Raw genomic sequence first — 25,647 nt, forward strand, 5'->3', positions numbered from 1 at the left:
TCGGATTGAGTGGAACGAGTGGAAGGGAACACGCACGTGAACAGCGTCGGTATGACGCAGGCACCGTACGCCCCGGCGACCGCCGACGGCACGGTGCGGTACGACTCCCGCACCCTCGCCCGGCTGGGCCAGGTGGCGTCGGACCTGCTGGACCACGCGGGGGACCGGGTCGACGACCCGGCCTGGGTGGACCACGCCCGCCACGCCTGGGAGGACGGCCCCGCCGAAGTACGGCGTACCGTACGGGAGTTCCGCAGGCACTCCGGACCCGACGGGAGTCTTGTCCTCGGCCGGCTCCCCATCAACGCCCGGGCACTGCCCCCGACCCCTATGGTCAAGGGCTCCGTCCAGCACACGCCCTCCCTCCCTGCCGCGATGCTGCTGCTGTTCGCGGCGGGGCTCGGCGACCCGGCCGCGTTCGCGGCGGAGAAGTCCGGGGCGCTGGTCCAGGACGTCGTGCCGGTGCCCGGCCAGGAGGAGGTGCAGGGAAACGTCGGCTCGGTCGAACTCACCTTCCACACCGAGAACGCCTTCCACCCCCACCGCCCCGACTACGTGATGCTGATGTGCCTTCGCCCCGACCACGAGGGCGTCGCCGAACTGCGCACCAGCTGCGTACGCCGGGTCCTGCCGCTGCTGAAGCCCGGCACCCGGGAGGCGCTCGGACGCCCCGAGTACGTCACCGAGGCACCGCCGTCCTTCGGCCCGGCCGGCGAGGGCACCGCGCACGCCGTGCTCACCGGCGACCCGGACGACCCCGACTGGTGCTTCGACGAGGCGGCCACCCGAGGTGTGACCCCGCAGGCCCGGTCGGCCCTCGCCGAACTCGCCGAGGTGGCGCACCGCACGTACACCGGGGTGCTGCTGCGCCCCGGCGACCTCGCCGTCGTCGACAACCGGGTGACCCTGCACGGCCGTTCGGCGTTCACACCGCGCTACGACGGCCGCGACCGCTGGCTCCAGCGGACCTTCGCCTTCAGCGACCTGCGCCGTTCCCGCGACCACCGTCCGGGTGACGGAGCGGTGTTGGTCAAGTGACCCCTCAAGTGGCGTCGTCCCGCGACGCGTTACGAGAACCGTTGACATGAAAGGTACGTGCTGACATGGCCGAGACCGAGCGGACGCCCCTCACGGTGTTCGAACGTCACGAGTCGAACGTACGCAGCTACTGCCGCGACTTCCCGGTGGTCTTCGAACGAGCCGCCGGACACCACCTGTGGGACACCTCGGGGCGCCGCTACGTGGACCTGCTGTGCGGGGCCGGCTCGCTCAACTACGGCCACAACCCGCCCGAGATCGTCGAACGGGTCACGGCCTACCTCACGGCCGGTGGCCCGGTGCAGTCGCTCGACCTGCACACCACCGCCAAGGCCGACTTCCTGGAACGCTTCACCACCCTCATCCTCCAGCCACGCGGCCTCGGCGACCACGTCGTCCAGTTCCCCGGACCGGCCGGAACGCTCGCCGTCGAGGCCGCCCTGAAGCTGGCCCGCAAGGTCACCGGGCGCACCGAGGTGATCGCCTTCACCGGCGGTTTCCACGGCGCGTCCCTCGGCGCCCTCGCCGCCACGACCTCCCCGCTGCTGCGCGGGGGAGCGGGGGTACCCCTGACCGACGTCACGATCCTCCCGTACGGCGACGCGGCCGAGCCCGATCCGTTCGCCGCCCTCGAACACGCCCTCGGCCCGGGTGCGGCGACGCCTCCGCCCGCCGCGATCCTGCTGGAGACGGTCCAGGGCGAGGGCGGACTGCACACCGCGCCCCGCGCGTGGCTGGCCCGAATCCGTGAACTCGCCGACGCCACCGGCGCGTTGGTCATTGTTGACGACATCCAGGCGGGCTGCGGACGCACCGGCACCTTCTTCAGCTTCGAGGACGCCCCCGAACTCCGCCCCGACCTGGTCTGCCTGTCGAAGTCCCTCAGCGGCATCGGGCTGCCGATGGCGGCGCTGCTGATCCGGCGCGAGATCGACCGCTGGGCCCCCGGCGAGCACAACGGCACGTTCCGTGGCCACAACCTCGCCTTCGTGGCGGGCTCCGCGGCACTGGACCACTGGACCGACCCGCACTTCACCCACCACGTCACCGAACTGGCCGCCGCGATCTGCACCAGCCTCGCGAGCATCACCGACGCCCTCCCGGTGGGTGCCGCCGAGGTCGTCGGCAAGGGAGCGATGAGCGGACTGAGATTCCCCGCCTCCGCGACGGCAGACCGGATTCGGGCGGCGCTGTTCCGCGCGGGCATCGTCGCCGAGACCTCGGGGTCGGGGCATGTACTGAAGCTCCTGCCACCCCTGACGATCTCCCTCACCGAGTGGAAGGAAGTGGCGGACACCTTGGGCGACACCGTCCAGGCACTGGCTACGGCGTAGCCCGCCCTACGGTCTGGGGACGAGCCGGGCCGAGCGGCCGTGGCCGTCCCCAGACCGTGCCCGTCCCCAGCACCGCGCAGAGACGTATGGCTAGAGGCGTACGCCGCCCCCTGTCACCAGGCGAAGGCCTCCGGAGACGGTCCCGGTCCCGGGAAGATCTCGTCCAGCCCGGCCAGCAGTTCCTCGCTCAGCTCCAACTCGATGGCGCGCAGGGCGGATTCGAGCTGTTCCGCCGTGCGCGGGCCGACGATCGGGCCGGTCACGCCGGGGCGGGTGAGCAGCCAGGCCAGGGCCGCCTCGCCGGGCTCCAGACCGTGCTTGTCGAGCAGGTCCTCGTACGCCTGGAGCTTCGCGCGTACCTCAGGGCCGGACATGGTGCCCGCGGCCAGCCCCTCGCCGCGTCGGCCGCCCTCGATCTCCTTCCTCAGCACACCGCCGAGCGCACCGCCGTGCAGCGGCGACCACGGGATGATGCCGAGGCCGTACTCCTGAGCGGCCGGGATGACGTCCATCTCGGCGCGGCGCTCGTAGAGGTTGTAGAGGCACTGCTCGCTGACCAGGCCGATGGTGCCGCCGCGCCGGGCGGCGGTCTCGTTGGCCTGGGCGATCTTGTAGCCGGGGAAGTTGGAGGACCCGACGTAGAGGATCTTGCCCTGCTGGACCAGTACGTCGACGGCCTGCCAGATCTCGTCGAACGGGGTGTCCCGGTCGATGTGGTGGAACTGGTAGACGTCGATGTAGTCGGTCCGGAGCCGCTTCAGCGACGCGTCAACGGCACGCCGGATGTTCAGCGCCGACAGCTTGTCGTGGTTCGGCCACGCGGCGTCGTCCTCGCCCATGTTGCCGTAGACCTTGGTGCCGAGGACGACCTTGTCGCGCCGCTCGCCGCCCTTCGCGAACCAGTTGCCCATGATGCTCTCGGTACGGCCCTTGTTCTCGCCCCAGCCGTACACGTTCGCCGTGTCGAAGAAGTTGATGCCCGCGTCCAGTGCCGCGTCCATGATCGCGTGACTGTCGGACTCGTCGGTGTGCGGACCGAAATTCATGGTGCCGAGGACGAGTCGGCTGACCTTGAGTCCCGTGCGTCCGAGCTGCGTGTACTTCATGACTGCCCAGCCAACGTCGTGGAGTGCGCTCTAGGCAAGCGCCCAACTCCCGTTCCCGCACTGCTTTTACGCATCCTTGCCTCGCCGTGGTCGGCGCGCTCGGTGAACGTCCGGGAGCCGGAAGCGTTCGTCAGGCCCATGTTCTAACAGGATTATCATCGAAATTGTTAACAATTCTGGGATCCGGTCGGCAGTCTGAGACGCGAACGAGCAGCACGGTCCGATCTACAAGGAGTTTTCGCGTGGACATCAACCGCAGAACTGTTGTCCGGAGCGCCACGGGCGTCGCAGCCCTGGCCGCGTTCGGAGTCGCCGAGGGCGTGGCGGGCCAGGCCTTCGCCGCGACCCCGTCGTCGAGCGGTTCGTCGACCACGTCGTCCGCGTCGACCACGCCGTCCGGGTACTCGCTGGAGTTCGATTCCACCGCCTGGTCGTACGACGCGACCAACGACGTGTACTACCAGCTCGGGAAGATCTACGTCACCGCCCCGGCCGCGACGGACTACGAGCACCTGTCGATCTACGTACCGGGCGCCTATCTGAAGGCCACCGCGAACAGCGACGGGACCACCTACACCGCGACGGTCGACCCGAAGGGCACCGTCGGCGCCTACTCGGGACGCACGGCGCCGATCGTGATCCCGGTCAACACCCCCGGCTACGCGGGGCAGAAGCCCGCCACGTCCTACAGCTACAGCAGCGTGTCGCAGTACCTCGCGGCCGGGCACATCTACGTATGGCCGGGCCTGCGCGGCCGGGACAGCTCGACCAGCACCCGCTCGGACGCGGCCCCCTGGGGCGTGACCGACCTGAAGGCCGCGGTCCGCTTCCTCCGGTACAACCGGAGCGTCCTGCCCGGCAGCACCGACGACATCGTCCTGTTCGGCATGAGCGGCGGCGGCGCCCAGGACACCGTCGCGGGCGCCTCCGGCGACAGCCCCCTGTTCCAGCCCTACCTGCGCACGATCGGCGCGGCGATGGAGGACGCCAAGGGGCGGCCCCTCAGCGACGCGGTCGCCGGCGTCATGGCCTGGTGTCCGATCACCAGCCTGCACGAGGCCAACCTGTCCTACGAGTGGAACATGGGCCAGTTCGCCTCGACCGGCACGCGTGCGTCCGGTACGTGGACCAGCGCCTACTCGGCGGACCTCGCGAAGGCGTGGCCCAAGTACCTCAACCGCCTGGACCTGCGCGACGAGCGGGGCAGGCGACTGAAGCTGACCGAGTCCAGCAGCGGTACCCACCTGGCAGGCAGCTATTACGACTACCTGATCGAGGTGATCACCACCTCGCTGAACCACTTCCTGGCCGACAACACCTTCCCGTACACGGTCACGACGATGGGCGGCCCGCCCGGATCGGGCTCGACGGGGTCCTCGACCACGTACGCGACGGTCGCCGACTACATCGCCCACCTCAATGCCAACAGCAACTGGGTCACGTACGACTCCACGACCAACACCGTCACGGTGTCCGGCCTCGAAGGCTTCGTCAAGAGCCAGAAGACCGCGAGCAAGCCGGTCGGCGCGTTCGACGGGTACTCACGCGGGCAGACCGAGAACAACGTCTTCGCGATGGGCCTCAACGCGCCGTCGCACTTCGCGCCGCTCACCCGTGACGTCATCAAGGCGAACCAGGCGACGTACGCCACCTACTCCGACTGGAACTCCGCCTACGGCTCCTCGGCGTACGACAGCGACTTCGCCCAGAAGGACAGCGTGGGCAAGGACATGGCCTGGCGGGGCGACGCGTACAACCCGCTGTACTACCTGCTGCCCGCCTTCGGCGGCCATCGCCGGTCGAAGGTGGCGCCGCACTGGCGCATCCGCACCGGCATCATGCAGGGCGACACGGCCAGTACGACCGAGATCAACATCCTGCTGGCCCTGCGCAACTACGGCATCCGTGACGTCGACTTCGCCACCGTGTGGGCCCAGGGCCACACACAGGCCGAGCGCACCGGCGACTCGACGACGAACTTCATCAACTGGGTGGAGTCCGTCGTCAAGAAGTGACCGTCGCTCCGGGCAGCCCGGCGCACCGGCCACAGGCGGCTTCCCGTCAGCCGCGCCGTGGCTCCCGAACCACCGCGATCCCACCCGGTGCGAGCGTCACCGAGCCAGGTGCCGGTCTCCCGGTGAGGAGTTCGACCGCGTCCTCGGCGACGGCGATCCGCGCGCCGTCGCCCGAGTGGTCGATCAGGAACAGGTAGTCCGCGGCGGGCGACCGGCGGCGCACCACTTCCACTCCCTCGGGCGCCGCGCGGACGGGTTCCACGCCCGCCTCGGTACGGATACGGGTCAGGAGGGAGGCGAGGGTGGCCGGGTCCGGACGGGTGGCCAGGTACCAGGCGGCGCCCTCGCCGTACGAGTGCCGGGTCACGGCGGGTACGTCCGCCAAAGGGCCCTCCGTGTACGAGGCCACGGCCTCCGCGCCCTCCAGCCGCAGTCGTTCGGACCACAGTGACGCCGTGCCGCCCCCGCTCAGGCCGAGCGTCTCGCCCGCCGGAAGCGGGAAGTACTCGTCCGACCTGATGCCGAGGGCCTCCCGGAACGCCCCCGGGTAACCGCCCAGCCGTACATGGCAGTTGGCGTCCACGGCCCCGCTGTGGAAGCCGACTGCCAGTGTGCCGCCGCGCTGCGCGAAGCCGGTGAGGTTGGCGGCGCCCTCGTCGTCGACCAGGTACAGGCTGGGTACCAGTACCAGCCGGTATCCCTCCAACCGCGCCCCGGGGCGTACGAAGTCCACCGCCACGCCCGCCCGCCACAGCGGCTCGTACCAGTCCCGGACCAGCCCCTCGAAGCGGACCTCCGCGCTCGGCTGGGCGGGAGCCTCCAGGGCCCAACGGGCCTCCCAGTCCCAGACGATGGCCACGGAAGCCGTGCCCGTGCTGCCGCGCACCTCGGCCAACGCCTTCAGATCCGCGCCCAGTTGGACGACGTCACGCCAGATCTGACTGTCCGTGCCGGCGTGCGGGACCATCGCCGAGTGCCACTGTTCGGCGCCCGCCTTCGACTGCCGCCACTGGAAGTAGGCGATGCCGTCGGCGCCGTGGGCCACATGCGCGAGGGCGTTGCGGCGCAGCTCACCCGGGCCCTTCGCGCGGTTGACGTGCTGCCAGTTCAGCGCCCCGGTGGAGTGCTCCATCAGGAACCACGGACCGCCCGCCAGCGAACGCATCAGATCACCGTTCAGCGCGACGTCGATCTCCGGCTCGGGGTCGTCGTACATCAGGTAGTGGTCGTTGGCCACCACGTCCAACTCCGGGGCCCAGCGCCAGTAGTCCATCTTGTCGGCGCCCCGCATCACCATGAAGTTGGTGGTGGCGGGGATCGCCGGAGCAGCCGCGCGCAGCACGTCGCGCTCCGCCTTGTACAGCGACAGCAGCTCGTCGCTGCAGAAGCGGCGCCAGTCCAGCAGCTGGGTCGGGTTGGGACCGGCGGCGGTCGCGCGCGGGGGCAGGATCTCGGCCCAGTCGTAGTACCACTGGCTCCAGAAGGTGGTGCCCCAGGCGTCGTTGAGCGCGGCCAGGTCGTCCCCGTACTTCGCCCGCAGCCAGCGGCGGAAGGACTCCGCGCTCGCCTCGCAGTAGCAGGCGGGGTTGTGGCAGCCGTACTCGTTGTGGACGTGCCACATCACGACCGCCGGATGCTCCGCGTACCGCTCCGCCAGCGCGCCCGCGATCCGCAGGGCCGCCTCCCGGTAGGCCGGGCTGGACGGGCAGAAGGTCTGGCGGCTGCCGTACGACAGTCGGCGGCCGTCCCTGTCCACCGGGAGCGACTCCGAGTGTGCGCGGAAGAACCACGTCGGGGGCGCCGCCGTCGGGGTCGCGAGGTCGGCCGCGATGCCGTTCTCGTGGAGGAGGTCCAGGAGTCGGTCCATCCGGGCGAAGTCGTAGACGCCCTCGGCCGGTTCGAGCAGCGCCCAGGCGAAGATGCCGACGCTGACCATCGTCACCCCGGCCTCGCGCATCAGGCGCATGTCCTCGGCCCAGACCTCCTCGGGCCACTGCTCGGGGTTGTAGTCGCCGCCGTACGCGATGCCGGGGACGGAGAGGGCTGGCTTCGGGGTCACTGGGCGGCTCCGGAGGAGATCAGGCGGACGGAGTGTGAGTGTCCGGGATGCGGCGCGTCGTCCGTCGGGCCGGTCACTTGAGTCCCGACGTGGCGGTGCTCGTGATGAAGCCGCGCTGGAGGACGAGGAAGAGCGCCAGCACGGGCACGATGTACATCACCGAGCCCGCCGCCACGAGGGTGAAGAGCCCGCTGCCGTGTTCGTTGACATAGCCGGTGGCGATCTTGACGGAGAGGGTGGTGCGGTCGTCGTCCAGGAGGAGGGCGGGGGAGATGTAGTCGCCCCAGCTCCAACTGAACGACAGGATCAGGCCGGTGGCGATCACAGGCCAGGACTGCGGGAGGAAGATCCGCCAGAAGATACGGATCTGCCCGCAGCCGTCGAGGACCGCGGCCTCCTCCATCTCCTTGGGCATGTTGGTGAAGAACTGCCGGAAGAGGAAGATCAGATAGGGGGCGCCGCACAGGCCCCACAGGATCCACGGAATGTACGTGTTGACCAGGCCGACCTTGGCGAACAGCAGGTAGGTCGGGATGAGGGTGATGATCTGCGGGGTCATCATCGTCGCCAGCATGAGACCGAACACGAACCGCTTGCCGGGTGCCTGGAGGCGGGCGAAGCCGTAGCCGGCCCAGGCCGAGGCCAGGGTGATCAGCACCGAGTAGAGGCCCGCGATCGTCAGGGAGTTGCGGGCGTAGCCGAGGTAGTCGAAGAGGGTCAGGGCCTGGGAGAAGTTGTCCAGGGACGGGTGGTGCGGCCACCAGTGGATGGGGACGGCACGCAGCTCGGACGGGGCCTTGAACGCGGTGATCAGGAGCCAGCCGAAGGGGCTGAGGAGGAGCACCAGCGCCGCGATCAGCAGCAGGTAGACGACTTTGCGTCGGGCCAGGACCATCAGTTGTCTCCGATCGTCCGGGTCTTGGGCTTGGCCTGTTCGGGGTCGACGGAGTAGAAGACCGCGCCCTTGCTCAGGCGGAAGACGAGCAGAGTGACGAGCATGATGAAGAGGAAGAGCACCCACAGCAGCGCGGAGGCGTAGCCGTAGCGGCCGTTGGCGAAGAACTGGGAGAAGACGTCGATCATGATCAGGTAGTTGCTGTCGGGGACCGCGGAGACGCCCTTGGGGGAGGGGTCGAGCGAGATGAGCAGCGGGACGAAGGTCTGCAGCGTCATGATGAGCTGGGTGACCACCTGGAAGAACAGCACGGGGGAGAGCAGCGGCAGCACGATCCGGGTGAAGGACTGCCACTGGCTCGCCCCGTCCACCCGCGCCGCGTCGAGCAGTTCACCGGGGATGTCCTGGAGCCCCGCCAGCGAGATGATCATGACGTTCCCGCAGCCCCACACCGTGAGCATGATCAGCACGTAGCGGGCGTACGGATCTCCCAGCCAGGTCAGTCCGTTGACACCGAGCAGGTCCAGCACACCGTTGGCCGAGCCGGAGTCACGGTCGAAGATCAGCTTGAAGGTGAGGGCGGCACCGACCGGCGGCACCACGGCGGGCAGATACAGCAGGGTGCGGAACAGACCGCGGGCCCGGATCGGCTGGTTCAGCAGCACTGCGAGGACCAGTCCCGCGACGATCGTCAGCGGCACGGTGATCGCGGCGAACAGGCCGGTGCGGGCGAAGGACGCCAGGGTGTCCGGGTCGGCGAAGACCTCCCGGTAGTTGGCCAGGCCCACGAAGCGGGCGTTGGGGGAGAGGCCGTCGGAGTTGGTGAAGCTCAGCCACAGCGCGTAGCCCAGCGGGAAGACCGTCAGGCCCAGGAAGCCCAGCACCCAGGGACCGGCGAACACATAGAAGGCCCCGGCCCGGCGGGCCTGCTGCGAGCCGTGCCGGGGAGCCCGGCGTCCGCCGGGCTCGCCGCCCGCCGGACGGGCCGGGGAGGGCGCGTCCGGCGTGGCGTCCGGTCCGGTGAGCTGTTCGGTACTCACCCCACCAACTCCTTGCCCCGCGCGAGCTGTTCGTTCATCCGCGAGTTCAGCGCGTCGGCGATCTTCCCGGGCTTGGTGCCGGACCTGATCGCGTCGGGCAGCACCTTGCTGAGCACCCCGTTCAGGGCGTCCGTCTGCGCGTACGGGCTGACGGGCAGTACCGAGAAGTACGCCGCCTCCTGTTCCTGGACCGCGTATGCCTGCTTCTGGAAGGCGTTCTCCTTGGGCATGCTCGCGCGCAGCGAGTCCAGGGAGGGCAGGCCCCAGCCCGCCGCCGCCCGGTCCTTCGCGGGCTGTCCGGCGAAGTACCACTCGAAGAGCTTCCAGGCGGCCTCCTTGTTCTGCGCGTCCTTGGGCATCCAGAAGCCGGTGCCGCCGAAACAGGGGCTGACACGGTGGCCGCCGAGCTGCGGCGCGGGCGCGAACCTGGACACCTCGGTCAGCTTCGGTTCGGCGGCGATCACTCCGCCGAACCAGAAGCCGCTGCAGCTCATCGCCATGCGGCTGGCCTGGTAGGTGGGCCCGTCCCAGCCGTCCGGGTTGGGGTTGAGGAGGCTCGGGCCGATGTCGGCCTTCGCGTACCTGGCGTACCACTGGATGGCCTTGAGCGCCTCGGGCGAGGAGAAGTCCACCGAGGCCATGTCGTCGGCGAAGACGCTGCCGCCGGCCGACGCGGTCATCCACATGAGCTGGGAGAAGACGCCCATGCCGGTGGCGTTGAGTCCGTACACCTTCACTTTGCCGAGCCGGCGCCTGGTCAGCCGCTCGCCGAGGTCCAGCCACTCGTCCATGGACAACGGCTCGGTGTCGCTGGGCAGTTCGAGGCCCGCCTCCTCGAACATGTCGGTGCGGTACCAGAACATGGAGTCCTGCGAGTAGTCCTTGGCGAGGCCGTAGCGGGGGCCGGTGCCCTGCTTCTCGCCGTCGAAGCGCCACACGTCGTTGGCGGAGGCGAGATCGGAGACCTTCAGCACCTCGCTCTTGGCGAAGTACGGGTCCAGGTCCGTCATCAGCCCGCGTGCCGCGAAGTACGGCGCGTCCGTCGCGCCGATGCCGCGCACCACGTCCGGCGGGTTCTTGCTCGCCAGCATGGCGTTGAGCTTGGTGACGTCGTAGGTGATGATCCGGAGCGTCACGTCCAGCATCTTCTCGATGCTTCGCTTGGTCTTGGCGTCCCACTCGTCCACGAGGGTCATGACGGTGAGGGTCTTCCCGCCGCCCCCGGAACCGCTCCCGGAGTCGACGGAGGCGGCGCAGCCGGGCAGGGCCGCGGTGGCGAGCGCGACACCGGCGGAAGCGGCGAGGAAACGGCGCCGGTCGAGAGGACCTCTGGCTGAAACGGGCATGACGATGATGCCTTTCGTGCGGGATGCGTACGGGGAGATGCGCGACGACGGACGGATCGGGCAGGGCAGGGCCTGGGCAGAGCAGGGCAGGAAGGGGCTTGGGAAGGGCAGGGCCCGGGAAGAGGGAAAGCGCTGTTCAGCACCTGGACGCCAGGGATCTCCCGCCGTGCTTCACCACGCGCCTCACACACGATGAGGTGCCACCGGCGCACAGGTGTGAGTGTCGACGGACCGGTTCTTCAGCCGTATGGCGTCGCGCCCCGAAAACGCTCGCCTGCGGAAACCGGTCGGGAAAACTTCGGCGAACCGTAGGACGGGCCCGAGGACGGTGTCAAGAGGTCGGAACGCCCTCCCGCCTTCGACGGTTTCACCCGTCCGATTCGCCGGCACAACCTTCCCGCAACACTCTTGACGCATACGGCGTGGCGGTGGCACCGTCCATTTGTATCGCTACAGGAAACCGGTTGTCATACCTCCGCGACGTCTCGGACGAGCCGTCCACGGACGGGGGGCGCCGCACACCCCGCGTGCGCTCCGCAACCCAGCGCCCCGAACCTTTCCCTCCCCTCCCACGATCCGCACCCTTGCAGGAGTCTGTCCGTGCCCAACGCCACCGCGGTCATCAACCTCGACATCGAGGGCCCGACGATCAGCCGCCATCTCTACGGCCACTTCGCCGAGCACCTCGGCCGTTGCGTCTACGGCGGCTTCTGGGTCGGTGAGGACTCGCCGATACCCAACGAAGGAGGCATCAGGCTCGACGTCGTCGAAGCCCTGCGCGCCCTGGACATCCCCAACCTGCGCTGGCCGGGCGGCTGTTTCGCCGACGAGTACCACTGGAAGGACGGCATCGGGCCGCGCGAGCAGCGGCCCCGCATGGTCAACACCCACTGGGGGAACGTCGAGGAGAACAACCACTTCGGCACCCACGAGTTCCTGGCCCTGTGCGAACTCCTCGGCACCGAGCCCTACATCAGCGGCAACGTCGGCTCCGGCACCGTCCAGGAGATGAGCGAGTGGGTCGAGTACCTCACCCGCGACGGCGACAGCCCCATGGTCCGGCTGCGCAAGGCCAACGGCCGTGAGGAGCCCTGGCGCGTGAAGTACTGGGGCATCGGCAACGAGACCTGGGGCTGCGGCGGCAACATGCGCGCCGAGTACTCCGCCGACCTGGCCCGGCAGTACGCCACGTACTGCCGCGACCACGGCGACAACAAGCTGTACCGCATCGCCTCGGGCGCCTCCGACGACGACTACAAGTGGACCGAGACCCTGATGCGGCAGATCAGCTGCTTCGGTTGCGAGGCCACCCCGAAGAACTTCTTCCAGGGCGTCTCCGTGCACTACTACACGATGGCCGGCGCCTGGGAGGCGAAGGGCAGCTCGATCGATTTCGACACCGACGACTACTACCGCACCATGGTCGCGGCCCGCCGCATCGACGACATCCTGACCGGTCACTCCAACGTCATGGACATCTACGACCGCGGCCGTACGGTCGGCCTGGTCCTGGACGAGTGGGGCACCTGGTGGGACGTCGAACCGGGTACCAACCCCGGGTTCCTGTTCCAGCAGAACAGCCTGCGCGACGCCCTCGTCGCCTCCACCCACTTCGACATCTTCCACAAGCACGCGGCCCGGCTGTACATGGCGAACATCGCGCAGACGGTCAACGTGCTCCAGGCGATGATCCTCACCGACGGAGAATCGCTGGTCCTGACCCCGACCTACCACGTCTTCGAGATGAACAAGGGTCACCAGGACGCGACTTCACTCGCCGTGCACCTGAACACGGACGACGCCCGCCGTCAGGTGGGGGACACCCAGCTGGACACCCTCTCCGTCTCGGCCAGCGTCAAGGACGGACAGGTGCTCATCTCCCTGTCCAACCTGGACGCCGACGAGCCGGCCGAGGTGACGCTCGACCTGCGCGGCGCCACGATCGGCGAGCCGGTCGCCCGTCTGCTGACGGCCGCCAAGCTCCAGGACCACAACACCCCTGAGGCCCCGGCGGAGGTCGCCCCGCGCCCGTTCGACGGCCTGACCGTCACCGACCGGGGCCTGACGCTCACCCTGCCGCCCCATTCCTTCCTCACCGTCCGGGCTCCGCTGAGCTGACCCGCGCGTCACCTGTGTCGCAGCGGCCCGGCTGATCTCCTCTCTCCTCCCTTGTCTCTGTCTCTTCGCACCCGCAAGGAGTCACGCATGTCCACACCCCTGTCCCGCCGCAACGCCCTCCAGGCAGCCGGCGCCACCGTGCTCGCCGCCGGACTCGCCGAGGTGACGGCCACCTCGGCCCGGGCCGACGAGCCGGCCGGAGCCCCCGCGCCCCAGCTGGTCACCTACCCGATCCCGGCCGGTGTGGGCACGCAGGCCAGCTTCAAGGCGCGGGTGCGCACCGCGCCCGACGGCGAGTGGCAGACCCTCACCTGCTACGCGCCCGGCGTCAAGGAGATCAACCCCACGACCGGCTCGGGCAAGGTCTGGGGCTCGTCGATGGTGTACTTCGACTTCTCCGGCTCGGTGGAGGTCGAGGTCACCTACCTCAAGGGCGGCACCACCAAGGCGAGAGTGCGACCGGACTCGTACGGCATCACGCCCGAAGTCGGCGGCGACACCGTGGTGTTCACCCTCGACGAGCCGAAGGACGTCGTCGTCCAGATCAACGACGAGATCTTCGACTGCCTGCACGTCATCACCAACCGCGTCGAGAAGTGCCCCCCGTCCGCCGACGACCCGGACGTCCTCTACTACGGCCCCGGCCTGCACAGCGTCACCGGCAACATCCTCACCGTCCCCAGCGGCAAGACCGTCTATCTGGCCGGCGGCGCCGTCCTCAAGGCACAGATCGACGTCAAGGGCGTCGAGAAGGTGACCGTCAAGGGCCACGGCGTGCTGCTGGCGCCGAACTCCGCGGTCGGCGGGCTGCGCATCGAGAACAGCAGGAACTGCCGGGTCGAGGACGTCGTCTTCCTGGGCAGCGGGATCGGCTTCGGCCAGGCGGAGAACGTCCGCGTCAGGAAGACCCGCGTGTTCACCTGGGGCCAGTGGGGCGACGGCTACCCCATCTACTGCTCGAAGAACCTGACCTTCGACGGCTGCTTCGCCCGCACCTCCGACGACTGCTTCTCCATCTACGCCCACCGCGGCGACTTCTACGGCGACACCCGCGGCCTCACCATCAAGAACTGCATCCTGTGGGCCGACGTAGCCCACCCCATCAACGTCGGCACGCACGGCAACAGCGACAACCCCGAGACGATCGAGAACCTGCTCATCAAGAACGTCGACATCCTCGACCACCGCGAGCCCCAGATGAACTACCAGGGCTGCATTTCGTTGAACGCCGGCGACTCCAACCTGATCAAGAACGTGCGCGTCGAGGACGTACGGGTCGAGGACTTCCGCTGGGGCCAACTCCTCTGCTTCCGGGTCATGTTCAACACGAAGTACAACACCTCGGTCGGCCGCGGCATCGAAGATGTCTACATCAAGAACCTCACCTACACGGGCACCCGCGCCAACCCGTCCCTCTTCCTGGGCTACGACGCCGAACACCCCGTCAAGAACGTCACGTTCGAGAACCTCGTGGTCAACGGCGTGGTCATCGCGGACACGATGCGCAAGCCGACCTGGTACTACACCACCGACACCGTGCAGTGGTACGCCAACGAGCACGTGACCGGCCTGAAGTTCCTCACCACCGCCGAGGCGGCGGCAGCCGCCGCGTCATGACCGACCCGCTGACGACGTTCGTTCCTGGGGAGAGCCGGCGCCTCCCCCGGGCCGCGTTCGCCTCGGACTCGCCCCGGCTGGTCCTGGACGGCGACTGGCGGTTCCTGCTGTCGCCGTCGTCCGACCGGGCACCCGAGGGCATCGAGCGGGCGGACTTCGACGACTCGGAATGGGCCGAACTGCCCGTCCCCGCCCACTGGCAGCTGCACGGCCACGGCGCCCCGATCTACACCAACATCCGCTACCCCTTCCCCCTCGACCCGCCGCACGTCCCGGACGAGAACCCCACCGGTGACTACCGCCGCACCTTCGACCTGTCCGAGGAGTGGAACGGCCCGGGAGCCGTCCTGCGCTTCGACGGCGTGGACTCCGCCTTCACCGCCTGGCTCAACGGACGGCGGCTGGGCCGGTCCACGGGCAGTCGGCTGCCCACCGAGTTCGACGTCACCGGCATCGCCCGGCCGGGCCAGAACCTCCTCGCCGTCCGGGTCCACCAGTGGTCCCCGGGCAGCTATCTGGAGGACCAGGACATGTGGTGGCTGTCCGGGATCTTCCGCTCCGTCACCCTGCTCGCCCGCCCGGCGGGAGCGCTCGACGACTTCTTCGTCCACGCCGACCACGACCACCTCACCGGCCGGGGCACCCTGAGCGTCGACACCGACACACCCGCCCGGCTGACCGTCGAAGAACTCGGCCTGCGCGACGTCCCCGCCGAGGGGCCGTACGACATCGAGGCCGTCGAGCCCTGGACGGCCGAGGTCCCCCGCCTGTACGCCGGGGAGTTGCGCGCCGGGGGCGAGACGATCCCCCTGCGGATCGGCTTCCGTACCGTCTCCGTCGAGGACGGGGTGTTCCGGGTCAACGGCCGCCCCGTGCTGCTGCGCGGCGTCAACCGGCACGAGTTCCACCCCGACAGCGGGCGCGTCCTCGACGAGGCGACCATGCGCGAGGACATCGTCCTGATGAAGCGCCACAACATCAACGCCGTCCGCACCAGCCACTACCCGCCGGACAGCCGATTCCTTGACCTGTGCGACGAGTTGGGCCTGTGGGTGATGCTCGAATGCGACCTGGAGACGCACGGCTTCTCCCTCGTGGGCGACTGGCGCGGCAACCCGAGCGACGACCCGCGCTGGCGCGAGGCGTACCTGGACCGGATGGCCCGTACGGTCGAGCGGGACAAGAACCACCCCGCCGTCGTGATGTGGTCGCTGGGCAACGAGGCCGGTGACGGCCAGAACCTCCGGGCCATGGCCGAGTGGGCCGAGCGGCGCGACCCCGACCGGCCGTTGCACTACGAGCAGGACTGGGGCGGCGGTTACAGCGACGTGTACAGCCGGATGTACACCTCTCACGAAGAACTCGACGCCATCGGCAGGCGCGCGGAGGAGCCCCTGCCCGACCCGGTCGCCGACGCCCGGCGCCGCGCCCAGCCGGCCGTGGTCGTCGAGTACGCCCACGCCATGGGCAACGGGCCCGGCGGACTCGCCGAGTACCAGCGGCTGTTCGAGAGGTACGAGCGCTGCATGGGCGGCTTCGTGTGGGAGTGGATCGACCACGGGCTGCGCCAGGGCGGCCATTTCGCCTACGGCGGCGACTTCGGGGAGGAGCTGCACGACGGGAACTTCGTCTGCGACGGCCTGGTGTTCCCCGACCGCACGCCCTCGCCGAGCCTGGGCGAGTACAAGAAGGTCGTGGAGCCGGTGCGGATCACCATGGCACCGGACGGCATCGGGATCGCCAACCACCACGACTTCCGCGACCTTTCCCACCTCACCCTGGCTTGGTCCCTGGAGCACGACGGCGAGCGGACCGCCGCCGGGACCCTGCCCCTCCCGCCGGTCCCCGCGGGCGGCCCGCCGGTGCGGTTGCCGTACCCCGTCGAGGACACCACCGGCGTACTCACCGTCAGCGCCGTCCTCGCCGAGGACGAGCCCTGGGCCCCGGCCGGGCACGAGGTCGCCTGGGCCCAGCGGATTCCCGCACCGGTGCCTGTGCGCCGACCGACGCGTGTGTCCAGGCCCGACCCCGGCCTGTTCGACGCCCGCACCGGCCGGCTGACCCGGATCGGGCAACTGCCCGTCCTGGGCCCCCGGCTCGACCTGTGGCGGGCGCCGGTCGACAACGACCGGCTCGGCCACGATCCGGTGGCGGACACCTGGCGGAGCGTCGGCCTGGACCGCCTTCGGCACCGGCTGCTCGGCATCGACACCGAGGGCGACGCGACGGTCGTACGTACCCGGGTCGCCCCGGCCGCCACCGACCTCGGCATGTACGCGACCTACCGCTGGGAGGACACCGAGGACGGACTGCGCCTCACCGCCGGCATCGAGCCGGACGGCGACTGGCGGGACCTGCCGCTGCCCCGGATCGGCCTCCGCATGGCCCTGCCCGCCTGGATCGACGCCGTGACCTGGTACGGACTCGGCCCGGAGGAGGCGTACCCGGACAGTCGCCTCGCCGCCCGGCTGGCCCGGCACCACCGCACGGTCGACGCGCTGCAGACGCCGTACGTCTTCCCCCAGGAGAACGGCAGCCGGGCCGACGTCCGATGGGCCCGCCTCACCGGACCCCACGGCGGACTGCTCGTCACCGGTGCGCCGGCCTACCACCTGACCGCCCGCCGCTGGACCAGCGAGGACCTCGACACCGCACGGCACACCGACGAACTCCGCCCCGGTACGGCCGTCCACGTCAACCTCGACCTCGCCCAGCACGGGCTGGGATCCGCCGCGTGCGGCCCCCGCGTCCGGCCGGAACACCGACTGACCGCCCGGCAGGCCACCCTCGCCGTCACCTTCCGGGAGCTTCCCGGCAGGTGAGCACCGAGCAACCCCCCCCCACACACACACACGCACAGCTCGGCCAAGCAGTTTCCCCCCGCCCGATCAGAGCCGATCGGGCCCGTTCGATCGGAGTCGCACATCCCATGAGCCGCGACGAACTCCCCCCACCCGCCGCCCAGTTGTCGCACACCGGACCGAGCCGACGGGGCATCCTGCGCGCCGCCGGAGGACTCACCCTTGCAGGTGCGCTCGGCGCCGCCACCGTACGGTCCGCCTCCGCCGCGCCCACCGTCTGGAACCACCCCGGCGGGATCCACCACCCCGGCGACATCAACCGCGCCCGGGTGAAGGTCGCCGCCTACGCCGAACCCTGGTACTCGGGCTGGCAGTTGCTGACCGCCAACGCCCACTCCGCGTCCACCTGGACGGCCAACCCGCAGGCCATCGTGTACCGGGGCGGGAGCAACACCCAGAACTACCCGATCCTCTACAACGACATCGCCGCCGCATACCAGAACACCCTGCGCTGGCTGATCACCGGCGACACGGCGTACGCCGACTGCGCCGCCGCGATCTGCAACGCCTGGTCGAGCACCCTGACCTCGATCCAGGGCAGCACGGACGGCATCCTCGTCGCCGGGCTCCAGGGCTGGCAGTTCGCCAACGTGGGCGAACTCCTGCGTGACTACAGCGGGTTCGACCTCGCCGCGTTCCAGCAGCTGATGCTCAACGTGTTCTACCCCATCAACCACGGCTTCCTGCGCGACCACAACTTCACCTGCATCACGCACTACTGGGCCAACTGGGACCTCTGCAACGTGGCGTCCCTGCTGGCCATCGCCATCCTCTGCGAGGACGGCGACAAGTTCGACGAGGCGGTCACCTACTTCCGGAGCGGCGCGGGCAACGGCGCCATCGGCAACGCCGTGCCGTTCCTCTACACGGACGACGACGGCTACGAACTCGGCCAGTGGCAGGAGTCAGGGCGCGACCAGGGCCACTCCGTCATGGGCATGGGCCAGATGGGCGTCATCTGCGAGATGGCCTACAACCAGGGCGTCGACCTCTACGGCTACGACGACAACCGGTTCTTCAAGGCGGCCCAGTACGTCGCCAAGTACAACCTCGGCCTGGACGTGCCCTACACGACCTACAGCTGGGGCAGCGGCACCAACTGCGCCTACAACGAGCAGACCGTGATCTCCGACGCGAGCCGCGGGATCGTCCGCCCGGTGTGGGCGATGCTCCACTACCACTACAACCGGATCAAGGGCCTCGACGACAAGTACATCGCGGCCATGTCCAGCGACCTCGTCGGCATCGAGGGCGGCGGCGGCAACTACGGTTCCACCAGCGGCGGTTACGACCAGCTCGGCTTCGGCCAGCTGATGTACGCCAAGTAGCGCCCGTCGCGAACACAGAAGAGAGAAAAGACCGATGGTCATGAGTGATTCCGGCCGCCCCGTCGAGACGGTCGTGGAGGTGGACACCCGAGGACCGGGAACCGCCATCTCGCCCGATCTGTTCGGCGCGTTCTTCGAGGACCTCAACTACGCGGCGGACGGCGGTCTCCACGCCGAACTCGTGCAGAACAGATCCTTCGAGTACGGTCCCGCCGACCACCCCGACTGGCACGCCCTCACCGCGTGGCAGCTGCTGGAACGGGACGGCGCGGCCGGATCGCTCACGATCGCCACCGACGACCCGCCGCACCCCGCCAACCCGCACTACGCGGTACTCACCAGCACCACCTCCACCGGAGCGGGCCTGCGCAACGAGGGGTTCGACGGCATTCCGGTCCGGGCGGGCGAGCGCTACGACGTCAGCGTCCTCGCCCGCCTGGCCGACGGCACCGCCGACCGGCTGGTCGCCCGCATCGAGAGCCGGGACGGCGGCACGGTCCACGGCGAGGCCGAACTGGGCGCCGTGCACGGCTCCTGGCAGCGCCACACGGCGGTCATCACCTCGGCGGCCACCGACCCCGACGCCCGCCTCACCCTTACCGCCACCGGACCCGGCACCCTCCACCTGGACCTCGTATCGCTCTTCCCGCATGCCACCTTCAAGGGCCGGCCGGGCGGACTGCGCGCGGACCTGGCCCAGGCGATCGCCGACCTCAAGCCCAAGTTCCTGCGTTTTCCCGGCGGTTGCCTCGCCCACGGCAACGGGCTCGGCAACATGTACCGCTGGTCGGAGACGGTCGGCCCGTTGCACGAGCGCAGGCAGCAGTTCAACATCTGGCACTACCACCAGTCGATGGGCCTGGGTTACTTCGAGTACTTCCAGTTCTGCGAGGACATCGGCGCCAAGCCGCTGCCCGTCGTCCCGGCCGGCGTCTGCTGTCAGAACAGCCACGTCGGCGACCGGACCGGCCAGGCGGGCCTCCCCGAGGAGGAGATGGACGCCTACGTCGCCGAGGTGCTGGCCCTGGTGGAGTGGGCCAACGGCCCCGCCGACTCGCGTTGGGGATCAGTGCGCGCCGCCGCCGGACACCCCGAACCCTTCGGCCTGGAGTACCTCGGCGTCGGCAACGAGGACACGATCACCGACACCTTCCGCGATCGCTTCTCCCGTATCCACGACGCCCTGTGCGAGCACCACCCCGAGATCACCGTCATCGGCACCCTCGGCCCGGCCACCTTCGGCGAGGACTGGGAGAAGGGCTGGGCGTTCGCCCGCGAGCGGGGCGTACCCGTCGTCGACGAGCACGCCTACAAATCACCGCGCTGGATGCTGGAGAACTCCCGCCGGTTCGACGCGATGGACCGGCAGGGCCCGCACCTGTACATCGGGGAGTACGGCAGCTGGCGCAACAACGGCCGCAGCGCGATCGCCGAAGCCCTCTACATGATCGCCATGGAACGCAACGGCGACGTCGTCCGCCTCGCCTCCTACGCCCCGCTGCTCGCCAAGCGCGACCACACCCAATGGCTGCCCGACCTGGTCTACTTCGACAACACCCACGTCTGGACCACCCTCAACTACCACGTCCAGCAACTGCATTCGGTCAACTCCGGCGACACCGCCCTGCCCGTCACGGTCACCGGAGCGCCCGAGGCGCCGCCCGCCCGGGAGAGCGACGGCCCCGGCGTCCGCGTCGGCGCGGGAGAGGACACGCGCACCGAGTTCGGCGAGGTGGCCATGGACTCCCCGAGCACGCACGCGGACGTCGCCGGGGAAGTGTCGTACGCCTTCTCCGTGCGAGCCCGGAAGTCGGACGGCGCCGAGGGGTTCGTCGTGGACTTCACGGGGGTCACCTCCGGGCACCGGTACCGGTGGAAGCTCGGCGGCTGGGGAAACCGGGCCACCTGGCTCCAGCGTGTGGACGACGAAGTGGAGGACGACCTCGGTGAGCGCGTGCCCGAAGGTGTGGTCAGCGGGCAGTGGTACGAGCTGTCGGTGGCGGTCGACGGCACCCGGGTGCGCTGCTTCCGTGACGGCGAGCTGCTGCACGACATCGACGACGTACGGCCGGAGCCGGAGGTCTTCGCGGTCTCGGCCGTGCGTGACAGCGCCTCGGGACATGTGATCGTGAAGATCGTGAACACCACGCCGGAGCCGGTCGCGGTTCGGCTGCTGCTGTCCGGCGCTGTGCAGGGCACCGGGTACGAGCGCACCACGCTCACCGTCGACCCGGACGCCACCAGCCGTTTCGGGCCCGCCCCGGCCGCCCCGGTCCACGACCGCGTCACCGGACCCGTCCTCGAAGTCCCGCCGCACTCGTTCACCGTCCTGCGCACGGACGCGCGGCCTAGCATGCAGGTGGGTTCCGGGACGGCAGAGGCAGGGCAGGGGCGAGCGTGGTAACGATGCAGGACGTGGCGAAGGCAGCGGGAGTCTCGCCGATGACCGTCTCCAACGTCATCAACGACCATCCGAACGTCCGCCCCGCCACCCGCGAGAAGGTCCTGGAGGCGATGGCCCGGCTCGACTACCGGGTCAACGTCGCCGCCCGCAATCTGCGCAAGGGCCGCACCGGAGTCATCGGGCTCGCCGTCCCCGAGGTCGGCAGCGCCTACTACGGACGGCTGGCCGCCGGGATCATCGCCGCCGCCGAGCGGCGCAATCTCCGGGTGAGTATCGAGCAGACCGCCTCCCGGGAGAACGAGCTGGACGCGCTGTCCCTGTCCCGCAACCACCAGTACGACGGGCTCATCCTCAGCGCCGCCGGGCTGAGCCAGGCCGACGCCGAACGCCTCAAGGTGGACCACCCGGTCGTCGTCCTCGGCGACCGCATCTTCGGCGGTCCCGTCGACCACGTCGCCATGCCCAACCTGGAAGCGGCCAGGGCGGCCACCGGGCATCTGATCGAACGGGGCTGCCGGCGCGTCGCGATCCTGTGCGGGGCGCTGGAGGAGGTCGACACCTCCAGCCTCCGGCTCACCGGCTACCGGCAGGCACTGGAGGCGGCGGGACTGCCGGCGGATCCCGGGCTGATCCAGCAGGTGGACCGGCTCGGCATGCGCGACGGGGCCGAACGCGCCCGGGAGATGACGGCGAGCGGCCTCGACTTCGACGGCGTGTTCTGTGTGACCGACGCCCTCGCCATGGGCGTGCTGCGAGGCCTGGCCGACGCCGGGATCGGGGTGCCCGACCAGGTCAAGGTGATCGGCTTCGACAACGTCCCGGAGAGCGAGTTCCTCGTCCCCTCCCTCTCCACGATCGACCCGGACCACGACGGCATGGCCGAGCGCGCGGTCGACCTCCTGATCGGACGCATCGAGCAGACCGAACCCGAACCCGGCCCCGAACACCAGGACTTCGTCGGTGGCTTCTCCGTCGTGATCCGTGAGTCGACGGGCGGTCCCCGGTGAACCCCGTGGCCGCCGCGCCGCTCTTCCGCGACCCGATACACGACGGCGCCGCCGATCCGGTGGCCATCTGGAACCGCCGGACCGAGGAGTGGTGGCTCGTCTACACCAACCGCCGAACCACCGCCCCCGGCCCCGGTGTCGCCTGGGTCTACGGCACCGACCTGGGCGTCGCCGCGTCCGCCGACGGAGGCCGCACCTGGACCTACCGGGGCACGCTGCCCGGCCTGGAGACCGAGTGGGGCCGTGACACCTTCTGGGCACCGGAGATCATCTGGCACGACGGGCTCTACCACATGTACGTCACTTACATCCGGGGCATCCGCGACGACTGGAACGGCAAGGCCGCCATCCGCCACTACACCAGCCCCGACCTGCTGGACTGGACCCACCACGGCGCCCTCGACCTCGGCTCCGACCGGGTCATCGACGCCTGTGTGTTCCCACTGCCGGACGGCGGCTGGCGCATGTGGTTCAAGGACGACACCCGGGGCTCGCTCACCTGCGCGGCCGACAGCCCCGACCTGTACGAGTGGCGGCCCACCGGGCTCGCGGTCGGTCACCGCCCGCACGAGGGCCCCAACGTCTTCGCGCTCGGCGGCTACTACTGGATGCTCGTCGACGAATGGCGCGGGCAGCGTGTGCTGCGCTCGGACGACCTCACCACCTGGGTGCGCCAGGGCCTGATCCTCGACAGACCGGGCAGCCGCCCCGACGACGCGACGATCGGCCTGCACGCCGACGTCGTCGTCCAGGACGGGACGGCGTACGTCTTCTACTTCACCCATCCCGGCCGTACCGGCGCCGTCACCGACGACGACGGCACGTACGCCACCCGGCGCTCGTCCCTTCAGGTCGCCGCCGCCCGGGTTGTCGACGGGACCCTGCACTGCGACCGCGACCGGACTCCCGCACTCCAACTGGGTCCCGCGTTTTAGGACTTGCCGTCACCGGGTCACGCGTGACGGCGGGAGTGCCGGTTGCCGGTGACGAGGCGGTAGAGGAGGAGCAGGACGAGGGAGCCCGCGATCGCCGCGATCCAGGTGGAGAGGTCGAAGAAGCCGTCGATGGAGTCGACGCCGAAGACCACCTTGCCGAGCCAGCCGCCGAGCAGACCGCCGACGATGCCGATGAGCATCGTGACGATGATGCCGCCGGGGTCCTTGCCCGGCATCAGGAGCTTGGCGATGGCGCCCGCGAGCAGGCCGATGATGATCCACGCGATGATGCCCATGATGAGTCTCCGTTTTCTCGGAAGGGGCTGTGTCAGTTTCTCGTGTGCACCGATCGGGACCGGACAAACGCCTCCGGTCGCGTTCCGTGCTGTGTTCTGCGGTTCTGCCGTTCTGCGGTTCTGCCGTTCGGTCGTTCCTTCGTGCCGCTGTCCTTCAGACGTCGCGCCAGCGCGCGTTGGCCCAGGAGAAGGCTCCGAAGGCCAGGAGACCGAGGGCGATCAGCGCCAGCAGCCAGGGGCCGGCGGGGGTGTCGGCGAACGTACGCAGGGTGTCGTCCATGCCCTTGGCCTTGCCGGGCTGGTGCTGGACGGCCGCGGCGATGGCGAAGCCGCCCGCCGTGGCGAAGACGATGCCTCGGGCCGTACCGCCGAACACGCCGAGGATGGCGACCGCTTGACGTGTCCTGCGGGACATCTCCGCCGTCTTCAGGTGCTTCTCGAACTTGCGCAGGAGGGCCCGGACCGCGATCCACAGGCCGGCGGCGGTCACCGCGGCGCCCGCGACACCGACGATCCATTGTCCGCCGGGCCAGTCCAGCGCCTTCGCGGTGACGTCTCGGGAGTCCTGGTCGGAACTGCCGCTGCCGCTGCCCTTGTCCCCGGCCGCGTAGGAGAGCACGGAGTAGCTGACGAATCCGTAGAAGACGCAACGGCCCGCTGCCATCGCCCTCTTGCCCGCCTTTCCGCCGTCGGGACCAGCCTGTCCGAAGGCGGCCTCGGACAGCCGCCACAGGGCCATTCCGGCCAGGGCGATCCCGAGCAGCCACAGCAGGACGGTGCCGAAGGGCTTCTGGGCGATCTCGGAGACCGCGCCGCCCCGGTCGGCCTGCTCCCGCTCGCCGGAGAAGGCGATCCGCAGGGAGAGAACGCCGATCAGCGCGTAGATGACCCCACGGGCGACGAAGCCCGCCCGGGCCGCCGCCGCGACCGCCTTGCTGTTCGCCGCACGGCGGGCCTGACCGCGTCCGCGTGCTGTTGCCGATCCAGTAGCCATGCCGTAGCGGGTGCCCCCGGACGGGGATGTCATCCCCGGGGCGGCAGGTAGATCGCGGATACCCGGGCACCCGGCCGGAGTACGTGTACACGTCCGCGGCGCACGTGGTTGTTCCGCGGGCCAAGGCATACCCGGCGGCGCTGACTGCGCCGAAAATGGAACCGAACCTGGAAATGACCCCGTCGAGCGGGGTCGCCGCCGGAGCCTTCGCGCTCGCCGTCGGCCTGGTCCTCGCCGCCGGACGAGAGCGAGCGGCTCACCCCGCACCAACCGCCCGGGAACGGTACGTCGGGCAGCAGGCGCGGCGCCTTCGGGTACGTCCCTTCCCCGAGCGTGTACTGGATCTCCGCCAGCCGAGCCGCTGATCAGGCTCAGGAGCTGATCAGCGGCTCGCCGGACCTAGTGCGCGGTATGCCGGGGGTCAGGAGCCGCCGCGCTCGCGTGGGATCCTCTCCCCGGCCTCGATCGCCACGGGCAGCTGGTTCTCGGCCGGGGGCAGCGGGCAGGTGGCCAGGTCGGTGTAGGCGCACGGCAGGTTCGTGGAGCGGTTGAAGTCCAGGACGACCGTGCCGTCCTCGGCGGGCGCGGCGACGGCGAGGGCCCGGTTCGCCGCGTACGTGGTGACGCCGGAGGTCGCGTCGGTGAACAGCACCAGCAGGCTGCCCGGTGCGCGTCCGGCGAACGCGGTGAGGGCCAGCGGGCGGCCGTCCACCTCGAACTCGACCTGGCCCGGGGCGTCGTACACATGCTCAAGGCCCTCCACCGCCGCGCCCACGGTCGTCGGACGCGGCTCGTCGAAGGCCGTGTAGCGGCCGGTGACCGCCCAGCGGGGGTGCGGGGCGTAGGCCGGTGTGCCGGTGAACTCGGTGCGCAGGGGGGTGTCCGGGTGGCGGGGGCGGACTATGTCGTGGCCGCCGCGCTTGGCGACCTCGATCACGGCGTCGCCCCAGACCGCGTTCACCCCACCGCGCTCCGGGAGCACCCCGAAGTTGTGCTCGCCGTGGACGGGGGTGCCGTCCACGACCAGTTCCTCGCCCTCGTCGAGGCGTACGACGACGCCGTCGGCGCCGGTCGACCAGGCGCCCGGGGCGTCCGGGAAGCGCTGCGGTTCGTCGGTGAGCCAGTGCAGGCCGGTGATGGCGAGGAACCCGTGCGGGTCGGCGAGCCGCGCCTCCTGCCCGGTGTGCCACTCCTGCCAGTCCTGAGTGAAGGCCGACAGTTCTGTACCGGTGTCCTGAACGGTCATGCGTGTGT

The 25,647-nt window shown here is 69.9% G+C and carries 19 protein-coding genes; 11 read left to right on the forward strand and 8 right to left on the reverse strand.

Going from position 1 to position 25,647, the window contains the following annotated elements:
- Positions 1-36: 36 nt before the first annotated feature.
- Positions 37-1,038 carry a TauD/TfdA family dioxygenase gene (locus CW359_RS08360; protein WP_105969130.1) on the forward strand — a complete coding sequence of 334 codons (1,002 nt, stop codon included), beginning with the start codon at positions 37-39 and terminating at the stop codon, positions 1,036-1,038.
- Between the two features lie 65 nt (positions 1,039-1,103).
- Entirely contained in the window at positions 1,104-2,372 is a 1,269-nt protein-coding gene (locus CW359_RS08365; RefSeq protein WP_105969131.1) for a diaminobutyrate--2-oxoglutarate transaminase, read from the forward strand.
- Between the two features lie 113 nt (positions 2,373-2,485).
- Here the strand turns inward: CW359_RS08365 and CW359_RS08370 are convergent, their stop codons facing one another.
- Positions 2,486-3,478, reverse strand: coding sequence for an aldo/keto reductase (locus CW359_RS08370; RefSeq protein WP_105969132.1), 993 nt, complete (start codon positions 3,476-3,478; stop codon positions 2,486-2,488).
- 242 nt (positions 3,479-3,720) lie between these two features.
- Here CW359_RS08370 and CW359_RS08375 point away from each other — a divergent pair, with 242 nt between their 5' ends.
- Entirely contained in the window at positions 3,721-5,493 is a 1,773-nt protein-coding gene (locus tag CW359_RS08375; protein ID WP_105969133.1) for an esterase, read from the forward strand.
- Positions 5,494-5,539: 46 nt separating this feature from the next.
- On the opposite strand, the gene CW359_RS08380 is transcribed toward CW359_RS08375, so the two are convergent.
- From CW359_RS08380 to CW359_RS08395, 4 genes are all read right to left on the reverse strand, one after another.
- Positions 5,540-7,552, reverse strand: a complete 2,013-nt coding sequence (locus CW359_RS08380) for a beta-galactosidase (protein ID WP_105969134.1) — start codon at positions 7,550-7,552, stop codon at positions 5,540-5,542.
- Between the two features lie 73 nt (positions 7,553-7,625).
- On the reverse strand, positions 7,626-8,447 hold the full coding sequence (locus tag CW359_RS08385) for a carbohydrate ABC transporter permease (RefSeq protein ID WP_105969135.1): 822 nt from the start codon (positions 8,445-8,447) through the stop codon (positions 7,626-7,628).
- A complete protein-coding gene (locus CW359_RS08390; RefSeq protein WP_105969136.1) occupies positions 8,447-9,487 on the reverse strand; it encodes a carbohydrate ABC transporter permease in 1,041 nt (346 codons plus the stop codon). The genes CW359_RS08385 and CW359_RS08390 overlap by 1 nt, the downstream gene beginning before the upstream one ends.
- Positions 9,484-10,833, reverse strand: coding sequence for an ABC transporter substrate-binding protein (locus CW359_RS08395; RefSeq protein WP_105969137.1), 1,350 nt, complete (start codon positions 10,831-10,833; stop codon positions 9,484-9,486). The genes CW359_RS08390 and CW359_RS08395 overlap by 4 nt, the downstream gene beginning before the upstream one ends.
- Positions 10,834-11,433: 600 nt before the next feature.
- Here CW359_RS08395 and CW359_RS08400 point away from each other — a divergent pair.
- From CW359_RS08400 to CW359_RS08430, 7 genes are all read left to right on the forward strand, one after another.
- Complete coding sequence (locus CW359_RS08400) at positions 11,434-12,951, forward strand: alpha-N-arabinofuranosidase (protein ID WP_105969138.1); 1,518 nt, start codon at positions 11,434-11,436, stop codon at positions 12,949-12,951.
- 87 nt (positions 12,952-13,038) lie between these two features.
- Complete coding sequence (locus CW359_RS08405) at positions 13,039-14,568, forward strand: glycoside hydrolase family protein (protein WP_105969139.1); 1,530 nt, start codon at positions 13,039-13,041, stop codon at positions 14,566-14,568.
- Positions 14,565-17,390 (forward strand): glycoside hydrolase family 2 TIM barrel-domain containing protein, encoded by a 2,826-nt coding sequence (locus CW359_RS08410; protein WP_105969140.1) that lies wholly within the window; start codon positions 14,565-14,567, stop codon positions 17,388-17,390. Before CW359_RS08405 ends, CW359_RS08410 begins: the two co-directional genes overlap by 4 nt.
- A 107-nt stretch (positions 17,391-17,497) precedes the next feature.
- Positions 17,498-18,757, forward strand: coding sequence for an alginate lyase family protein (locus CW359_RS08415; RefSeq protein ID WP_105969141.1), 1,260 nt, complete (start codon positions 17,498-17,500; stop codon positions 18,755-18,757).
- 40 nt (positions 18,758-18,797) lie between these two features.
- Positions 18,798-21,161, forward strand: a complete 2,364-nt coding sequence (locus CW359_RS08420) for an alpha-L-arabinofuranosidase C-terminal domain-containing protein (RefSeq protein WP_105969271.1) — start codon at positions 18,798-18,800, stop codon at positions 21,159-21,161.
- Between the two features lie 2 nt (positions 21,162-21,163).
- A complete protein-coding gene (locus CW359_RS08425) occupies positions 21,164-22,168 on the forward strand; it encodes a LacI family DNA-binding transcriptional regulator (protein ID WP_105969142.1) in 1,005 nt (334 codons plus the stop codon).
- 5 nt (positions 22,169-22,173) lie between these two features.
- A complete protein-coding gene (locus CW359_RS08430; protein ID WP_232838292.1) occupies positions 22,174-23,103 on the forward strand; it encodes a glycoside hydrolase family protein in 930 nt (309 codons plus the stop codon).
- A 17-nt stretch (positions 23,104-23,120) separates the two neighbouring features.
- On the opposite strand, the gene CW359_RS08435 is transcribed toward CW359_RS08430, so the two are convergent.
- Entirely contained in the window at positions 23,121-23,399 is a 279-nt protein-coding gene (locus CW359_RS08435) for a GlsB/YeaQ/YmgE family stress response membrane protein (RefSeq protein ID WP_105969144.1), read from the reverse strand.
- Between the two features lie 154 nt (positions 23,400-23,553).
- The gene (locus tag CW359_RS08440; protein WP_105969145.1) at positions 23,554-24,393 is read right to left on the reverse strand and encodes a DUF1206 domain-containing protein; all 840 of its coding nucleotides are present in this window, start codon (positions 24,391-24,393) and stop codon (positions 23,554-23,556) included.
- A gap of 173 nt (positions 24,394-24,566) precedes the next feature.
- Here CW359_RS08440 and CW359_RS08445 point away from each other — a divergent pair, with 173 nt between their 5' ends.
- Entirely contained in the window at positions 24,567-24,758 is a 192-nt protein-coding gene (locus CW359_RS08445; RefSeq protein WP_105969146.1) for a hypothetical protein, read from the forward strand.
- A 56-nt stretch (positions 24,759-24,814) separates the two neighbouring features.
- Here the strand turns inward: CW359_RS08445 and CW359_RS08450 are convergent, their stop codons facing one another.
- Complete coding sequence (locus tag CW359_RS08450) at positions 24,815-25,639, reverse strand: DUF1684 domain-containing protein (RefSeq protein ID WP_105969147.1); 825 nt, start codon at positions 25,637-25,639, stop codon at positions 24,815-24,817.
- Positions 25,640-25,647 lie beyond the last annotated feature (8 nt).

Origin of the sequence: Streptomyces geranii, from assembly GCF_002954775.1 — a bacterium.
In the GTDB taxonomy this organism is placed as follows: domain Bacteria; phylum Actinomycetota; class Actinomycetes; order Streptomycetales; family Streptomycetaceae; genus Streptomyces; species Streptomyces geranii.